This is a genomic window from Ferroglobus sp. (assembly GCF_015521575.1).
Classification (GTDB): domain Archaea; phylum Halobacteriota; class Archaeoglobi; order Archaeoglobales; family Archaeoglobaceae; genus Ferroglobus.
This window is the reverse complement of sequence record NZ_WANY01000242.1, coordinates 1-6,201: the sequence shown is the minus strand read 5'-3', so window position 1 is coordinate 6,201 and position 6,201 is coordinate 1. Positions and strand designations below refer to the sequence as shown.

The window sequence follows — 6,201 nt, the reverse complement described above, 5'->3', positions numbered from 1 at the left end:
TTCCACTGTCTTTAAGCCACGCATGTTCCGGGCCAACACCGGGGTAATCCAAGCCAGCGGCGATGCTGTGAGTAGTAGCTATTTGCCCATCCTCATCTTGGAGGAAATAGGAAAGCATTCCGTGGAGAACTCCTTTTCTACCGGCTGAAAGAGATGCTGAATGTTTTCCGCTCTCAATTCCCTTCCCTCCAGCCTCAACTCCAACAAGCCTGACCTTCGTGTTCAAAAACTCGTGGAATATTCCTATCGCGTTGCTACCCCCTCCAACGCATGCTACTATCATATCGGGTAGATACCCTTCTTTTCTCATTATCTGCTCCCAAGTCTCCTTCCCTATAACGGATTGAAAGTCTCTGACCATAATTGGATAGGGATGCGGTCCAACAACGGAGCCTATGAGGTAATGGGTAAATTCAAAACTTGAAACCCAGTCTCTCAAAGCTTCGTTTATCGCATCTTTTAAAGTCCTACTTCCGCTCTCTACGGGAATTACATTCGCTCCAAGTATTTTCATTCTGAAAACGTTCATCTTCTGCCTCTCCACGTCTTCAGCTCCCATGTAAATGTCTGTTTTCAGCTCAAACAAAGCTCCCGCTATTGCTGTCGCAACACCATGCTGTCCAGCTCCGGTTTCAGCGATGAGTCGAGTTTTTCCCATTCGTTTTGCAAGCAAAGCCTGTCCGATAGTGTTGTTTATCTTGTGAGCTCCGCTGTGAAGTAAATCTTCCCTTTTTAAATAGATTTTAGCCCCTCCTACTTTTTTGCTAAGATTTCTGGCAAAATACAGCGGAGTCGGTCTGCCGGCATAGTTCCTCAGATAAAAATCAAACTCTTCCCAGAAGCTTTCATCCTTTTTCACTTTTCTATAAGCTTTTTCAAGCTCCATTAAAGGAGGAACTAATGTTTCGGGAACGTACATTCCCCCGAATTCCCCAAACTTCACGTTTCCACCTCAAACCCAAGTTTCTCAAAAACCTCTATCGCTTTTTCAAGATGTTCTTCCCTGATGAGAAGGTGATCGGTGAAATAGGAAGAGAATACCAAGACGGGAATTTCTTCCTCCGCTAACGCATTCGAAATTTTTGCTATGAAGCCTACAGTGGAAAAGTCCATTTTTGCGTCGAATGTGATTAGCTTGAACCCTCCCTCAACTTCTTGACAATCCATTTTCTCAGCTTCCTTTTCCCTCAAAACGAGAGTAAAGCCTTTGTAGTTAATCGCTGCAAAGAATTCAACCTCCCGTAAACTGTCAGTTCTTGCGATCGCAAAATTTTCCCTATCTATCAGAACCTTCAACATAACTCACCACTTCTTCGAATCTCACTCCTTCGTGAACGATTTTGTGGAGTATTCTTACAACTCTCGTCGGATTTTCGCTCTGAAAAACATTTCTTCCAGCCGCCACTCCAGCAGCTCCGCAAATTAGAGCTTTTTCAACCATCCTAAAGAAGTCAGCTTCAGCTGTCTTTCCCCCTCCAGCGATTACGACGGGAATTTTCGCGTATTCCACTACCTCATCCATCTCCTCAACGAATGGCACTTTTACAATATCCGCTCCAAGCTCGTAGGCAACCCTTGCCGCATGCTTAACGGTATTTAAATTCCTTTCTCCCTTCGGGTAGCTCATCACGAGCAACGGCATTCCGTAAGAATCGCATATCTCCGAAATTAGTCCAAGCTTTTCAAGCTGCTCTCCCTCGTTTTCTGCACCAATGTTTACGTGAACGCTTACACCATCAGCTCCAAGCGCTATAGCTTTCTCGACACTCGTCACGAGCTTTTTATTTTCCGGCTTTCCAAGCTTGGTCGATGCGCTGAGGTGAATTATCAAAGCTACATCAGAATTTTGTAGAATCTCAGAGCTCTTGACAACCCCTTTGTGCAAAACCACCGCATCCACATAGTTTTCTATTAAACCTATGAGGGAGTCAATGTTTTCCAGTCCCACTTCTGGCTTTGTAATTCCATGATCCATCGGGACGATAACGGTTCTCCCGTTTCTAAGAATTCTCCCTAACCTCCTCCTCTTCCCGATCAACAAATACCACCTCTCGCTTTTTTAACGAATTCTTTCACGAGAATTTCATTTTTCTCCCCATACGCCTCAACTCCGCTTGAAACGTCAACTCCGATGGGTTTGACGAAATTAACCACTCTTCCCACGTTTTCAGGAGTTAACCCTCCAGCAAGAATTACATCAAACCTCTCCGCAAGAATTCTGCTGATCCTATGATCGTGCTGCTCTCCGCTTCCTCTTCCGGTATCGAGGAGAATGAAATCCGAATTGTACAGTTCTATCTCGTTACCAATCTTTTCAGCTTCCTTTTTCGGATTCCTGCTTTTCTTGGGAACTTTAAAAGCTTTCATAACTTTTACGCCAAGCTCTCTAACAGCCTCAACAGTTTCTGGCTTTGCGTTGGAGTGAATCTGAACGAAACTCGCTTCGGTTTTTTCTATCAAAAACTGCCTTTCCTTTTCGTTTTTAAGAGTTGAAACCACGAATACCGGAATTTTAGCCGAATGAATTATTTCCTTGGCTTTAGCCAAAGAGACCCTTCTTTTCGATTCGGTCTCAACAACAACTCCTCCGAAGTCAGCGTATTTTTCTACGATTTCAAGCTCTTTCAGAGTTTTTATCCCGCAGATTTTCACGATCATCTGCACATCTCCACGAAATTCCTGATAATCCTCAACCCTTCACTCCTCGGAGTTAACACGCTTTCTGGATGAAACTGAACCCCTTCGATGGGTTTCTTTTTATGCCTAATTCCCATGACGATTCCTTCCTTGCACTTTGCGGAGATTTCAAAACCCTTCGGGACTTTCAGCACGGCCAGAGAATGATACCTTGCTGCCACAAGCGGATTCCTTACACCTTCGAAAATCGTTTTTCCGTCGTGCTCAACCTCGCTTGGCTTTCCATGAACCGGATGAACCTTTCCAACCTCCCCTCCAAAAACGTAAGCTATTATCTGATGTCCCAAACAAACTCCCAATATGGGAGCGTCGATTTCCAACACTATTTCCGGACTGTTTCCGACTTCCTTTTTGTTTTGAGGTGAGGAGGGGCCAGGAGAGATTACTATTCCATCCGGATTCATTTTTTTGATTTCGTTAATTGAGACTGTGTTGCTTACAACCTTAACTCTGTCAAAAAGCGACACGTATTCGGCTAAATTCCAAACGAACGAGTCCCGATTGTCAACAATAACGATCATTCTACCACCTCAAGGGCTTTTAAAACTGCTCTCATCTTCTTCTCGGTCTCGTAAAATTCCCTTTCGGGATTCGAATCAGCAACAATACCGGCTCCAGCTCTTATTCGATAAGCATCGTCTATCTCCACCATCCTTATGGCTATAGCCATATCAGCTGAATTGTTAACGGAAAAGTATCCGACGCAACCTCCGTAAACTCTCCTTTTGGACTTCTCCAGCTCATCTATTATCTCCATAGCTCTGATTTTAGGAGCTCCAGTTAGTGTTCCTGCTGGAAAAGCAGCTTCCATTGCCTCAAAACAGCTCATGTCCTCTCTAAGCTCTCCAACAACTTCACTCTCTATATGCTGCACGTGGCTGTACTTTATCACCTCCATGAACTTCGTCACTTTAACGCTTCCAGCCTTGCAAACCTTTCTGACATCGTTTCTTGCGAGATCTACGAGCATAACATGTTCAGCTCTCTCCTTCTCATCGGAGAGAAGAGATTCCGCTATCTTCGAATCTTCCTCCTCATCTCTACCTCTTCCAGCTGTTCCGGCGATGGGATTTATTTTCAGGATGTTGTTTTCGACAGATGCCATGGTTTCCGGAGAAGCACCAACCAGACTCTTTTCGAACTCAAGGAGGAACATGTACGGACTCGGATTTATCCTTCTCAGATTCAGATAAATCTGTAATGGAGATAAGTCGGAGGAAACTCTGTATTCTCTTGACAAAACAACCTGAAATATTTCCCCCTCGTATATGTAATCCTTCGCCTTGGAGACCATTTCGATGAAATCATCCTTATCTGCGTCGCATCCCAAAATGTTGGAATTTTCTTTCTCCTCTTTAATCTCGCTTCTCTTAGCTTTTTCAATAATTCTTTCCGGATTCGATTCAGCAGAGTTTAAGCTCAAAAAGTACGTCTGCTTATTTACGTGATCCACCATGAAAATTTCCTTGTAAAATCCGAATTCGGATTTTTCTCTTACCTCCCCTCCAAGGTAGTTCTGGACCGCATCGTAGGCAATGTATCCGACGAATCCTCCGACGAATTTTCCTTCAGCTTTTTCGAATTTTGCTATTTCTTTTAAAGCTTTAAACGGGTTTGTTTCTCCGGAAAATTTCTTTCCATCGACTTTCGTTCCCTTCCCACTTATTTCAACAACGAACTCCGGATTTGCACCGATGTAGGAGAACCTCGCTCTCTTCTCGTGCTTGGTGGCTGATTCAAGTAAGAAAGGATAGTCCTCATCTCTCAAAGCAGAGTAAATCTTTACCGGCTCAACGAATTCAAATCTCCTTAGAAACATTGATTATCTCCTCCAGCTTTTTAACAGCTTCCCCAGAAAGAGCGTGTTTAACGACTTCAACGCACTCATCGAGCTCACCAAATTCGGTGGAATAGAGAGCCAAACTTGCATTGACAAGAATAAACGTTCTATCTTCCTCCAAACCTCTTCCGGAAAGTACAGCAGCAATTCTTTTCGCGCTTTCCTCCGGAGAAAAGCATGGGACTATTTTCGCTCTTTTAACTCCAAAATCTTCCGGCTTTAATTTGTAAATTTCGATTTCGCGATTCACCTCAGCGACGACCGTTTCATTTTTCGGACTGACTTCATCCAAGCCGCTTCCGTGAACAACGACTCCCCTCTTAACGCCAAGAATTTTCAACGCTTCGGCGACCTTTTCGACAAGATCTTCTGAGAAAACACCTACAAGCTGATAGGAAGGGTTTGCGGGATTCGCTAAAGGTCCGAGGACGTTGAAGATCGTTCTTATCCCCAGCTCCCTCCTCACGCCCATAACTTTTTTGAGAGAATCGTTGTAGAGGGGGGCGAAGAGGAAAGTGAAATTCGTTCTGTCCAAAACTTCTTTCGCCTCTTCCGGCTTCAAGTCTACTTTAACTCCAAAAGCTTCGAGGACGTTGGCGGAACCGCTCTTAGAGGTGATCGATCTGTTTCCGTGCTTGGCGACTTTTCTAAAAAGAGAAAGAATTATGGCTGAAGCTGTGCTAACGTTTATGGTTAAAGCCTTATCCCCTCCAGTTCCGCAGGTGTCGCAAACCTCGCCAAAGTTAACTTTCAAAGCCTTGTCCCTCATCGCTTTTGCAAAGCCGGCAAGCTCCTCAGCTGTGAAGCCCTTGGTTTGGAGGGCAGAAAGATAGGCAGCTATTTTTATCGGACTCTCTTCAACCAATTGGTTGTAGAGTTCGTAAGCCTCCTCAAAGCTCAAATTTTTTCTTTCAACAATTTTACTCAGCATAGTTTGGCCTCCACAAAAGATTTTACAACCTCCTCAGTCCTCTCAGCTTTCATAAAAGCAGTTCCTATCAAAGCTGCGTCGGCAAACCTTAAAGCTATTCTCAGATCCTCCAAATTCGTTATTCCGCTCTCGCTAATTTTCACAAAACTGTTTGGAATTAATTTGGACAACCGCCTCGTAATTTCAACACTCCCATCGTCCTTCTCAAGCTTTCCAATGTCTCTGTTGTTTATCCCGACTATCGGGGTTTTTGTTTCCAGAGCCATTTTAACTTCCGTTTCGCTGTGAACTTCAACAACGCTCTCAATCCCGTGCTCCAAAGCGAAATCAACGAACTCCGAAGTTTTCTCTCCAAGAATTCTCGGCACTATCAAAATCGCATCTCCGTCAGCTTCGGCAGTTCTTTCAATTTCGTTTTTACTCGTTATGAAATCCTTTCTCAAGACTGGAAGCTGAGAATATTTGCAGATCTGCTTAAACAGTTCGAAGTTCCCCTTGAAATACCTTGTTTCGGTTATGTATGAAATTCCCGCCACGTTGCAGCTCTCGTATATTTCCAGTATTTTAAACGGATCTCTACCCTTGAGCAGATCTCCGTATTTGGGAGAATGGACTTTTATCTCAGCTACAATTGGGTTCAACCTCTCCTTTATTCTCCTTCTGATCATGTTTGACAAGTTTATTCCCATATTATAAGATTGAACTCGTTTATTGTATTTAAACTTTGCTAAAG

Annotated in this window: 8 protein-coding genes; all 8 read right to left on the bottom strand. The window is 43.8% G+C overall.

Annotated features, from left to right (window positions below; genetic code table 11):
• Positions 1-943: tryptophan synthase subunit beta (gene trpB, locus F7C14_RS09750; RefSeq protein WP_290902354.1), on the bottom strand; the 943-nt coding region annotated here is incomplete at its 3' end.
• The gene (locus F7C14_RS09745; protein WP_290902352.1) at positions 940-1,299 is read right to left on the bottom strand and encodes an ACT domain-containing protein; all 360 of its coding nucleotides are present in this window, start codon (positions 1,297-1,299) and stop codon (positions 940-942) included. The genes F7C14_RS09745 and trpB, both read right to left, overlap by 4 nt.
• A complete protein-coding gene (locus F7C14_RS09740) occupies positions 1,277-2,038 on the bottom strand; it encodes a 2-amino-3,7-dideoxy-D-threo-hept-6-ulosonate synthase (RefSeq protein WP_290902350.1) in 762 nt (253 codons plus the stop codon). The genes F7C14_RS09745 and F7C14_RS09740 overlap by 23 nt, the downstream gene beginning before the upstream one ends.
• Positions 2,035-2,658 (bottom strand): phosphoribosylanthranilate isomerase, encoded by a 624-nt coding sequence (locus F7C14_RS09735; RefSeq protein WP_290902348.1) that lies wholly within the window; start codon positions 2,656-2,658, stop codon positions 2,035-2,037. Before F7C14_RS09735 ends, F7C14_RS09740 begins: the two co-directional genes overlap by 4 nt.
• On the bottom strand, positions 2,655-3,218 hold the full coding sequence (locus F7C14_RS09730; RefSeq protein WP_290902346.1) for an aminodeoxychorismate/anthranilate synthase component II: 564 nt from the start codon (positions 3,216-3,218) through the stop codon (positions 2,655-2,657). The genes F7C14_RS09735 and F7C14_RS09730 overlap by 4 nt, the downstream gene beginning before the upstream one ends.
• Positions 3,215-4,516, bottom strand: coding sequence for an anthranilate synthase component I (locus tag F7C14_RS09725; protein ID WP_290902344.1), 1,302 nt, complete (start codon positions 4,514-4,516; stop codon positions 3,215-3,217). The genes F7C14_RS09730 and F7C14_RS09725 overlap by 4 nt, the downstream gene beginning before the upstream one ends.
• A complete protein-coding gene (gene trpD / locus F7C14_RS09720; protein WP_290902342.1) occupies positions 4,497-5,468 on the bottom strand; it encodes an anthranilate phosphoribosyltransferase in 972 nt (323 codons plus the stop codon). Before trpD ends, F7C14_RS09725 begins: the two co-directional genes overlap by 20 nt.
• The gene (gene trpC / locus F7C14_RS09715) at positions 5,462-6,157 is read right to left on the bottom strand and encodes an indole-3-glycerol phosphate synthase TrpC (protein ID WP_290902340.1); all 696 of its coding nucleotides are present in this window, start codon (positions 6,155-6,157) and stop codon (positions 5,462-5,464) included. Before trpC ends, trpD begins: the two co-directional genes overlap by 7 nt.
• Between the last annotated feature and the right edge of the window lie 44 nt (positions 6,158-6,201).

Excerpts from the sequence above, each read along its gene's own strand:
- trpC (WP_290902340.1), bottom strand. The coding sequence starts at position 6,157 with ATGGGAATAAACTTGTCAAACATGATCAGAAGGAGAATAAAGGAGAGG.
- F7C14_RS09725 (WP_290902344.1), bottom strand. The coding sequence starts at position 4,516 with ATGTTTCTAAGGAGATTTGAATTCGTTGAGCCGGTAAAGATTTACTCT.
- F7C14_RS09745 (WP_290902352.1), bottom strand. The coding sequence starts at position 1,299 with ATGTTGAAGGTTCTGATAGATAGGGAAAATTTTGCGATCGCAAGAACT.
- F7C14_RS09730 (WP_290902346.1), bottom strand. The coding sequence starts at position 3,218 with ATGATCGTTATTGTTGACAATCGGGACTCGTTCGTTTGGAATTTAGCC.
- F7C14_RS09735 (WP_290902348.1), bottom strand. The coding sequence starts at position 2,658 with ATGATCGTGAAAATCTGCGGGATAAAAACTCTGAAAGAGCTTGAAATC.
- trpD (WP_290902342.1), bottom strand. The coding sequence starts at position 5,468 with ATGCTGAGTAAAATTGTTGAAAGAAAAAATTTGAGCTTTGAGGAGGCT.